The following is a 690-nucleotide window of genomic DNA, read 5'->3' as shown; positions in this document are numbered from 1 at the left end:
TCGCCGCCATGACCATAGAAGAGCTGCAAAGCCGCTGCCTGCAGCTGGAAGAGCAATGTATGCAGCTGGAACAACAAAATGCCGAACTGACCGCCAAGCTAAACTGGTTTATGGAGCAGTTCCGTTTGAGTAAAAGACGGCAATTCGGTGTTTCCAGCGAACGAACCAGGCCTTTAGAAGAGAGCAGCTTTTGCTTTTTAATGAGGCGGAAGTGGAAGCCCGGCCGGAGGCACCTGAGCCGGATTTGGAAACCATCACCTACCAGCGCCGCAAAGGGCGCAGCCGCCGGGAGATGAACCTGGAAGACCTGCCGGTAGAAGTAGTAGAGCACCGCCTGCCGGAAGAAGAACGGGTCTGTCCGTGCTGCGGCGGCCCTTTGCATGAAATGAGCACCAAGGTGCGGCAGGAACTTAAGGTCATCCCGGCCCAGGTGAAAGTGGTTAAGCATGTGCGCTACGTCTATTCCTGCCGCCGCTGCGAGCGGGAAGAGATAACCACTCCCGTTATCACGGCACCTATTCCGGCTCCTATACTTCCCGGGAGCCCTGTATCTCCCTCCCTCATGGCCTACATTATGACCCAGAAATACGGGGCGGGGTTACCCCTCTACCGCCAGGAGCAGCAGTTTAAAGGTTTGGGGATTGAACTGTCCCGGCAGACAATGGCCAACTGGGTGCTTCACGGGGCGAA

General features: G+C 56.7%; 1 pseudogene. It reads left to right on the top strand.

The window, feature by feature from the left end:
* Positions 1 to 690, top strand: a pseudogene (locus tag MOMUL_RS15240) (transposase); the annotation flags it as partial.

Source organism: Moorella mulderi DSM 14980 (assembly GCF_001594015.1).
GTDB classification, from domain to species: domain Bacteria; phylum Bacillota; class DSM-521; order Neomoorellales; family Neomoorellaceae; genus Neomoorella; species Neomoorella mulderi.
Note: the sequence above shows the minus strand (reverse complement) of the source record. Positions and strands in the feature narration are given on the sequence as shown.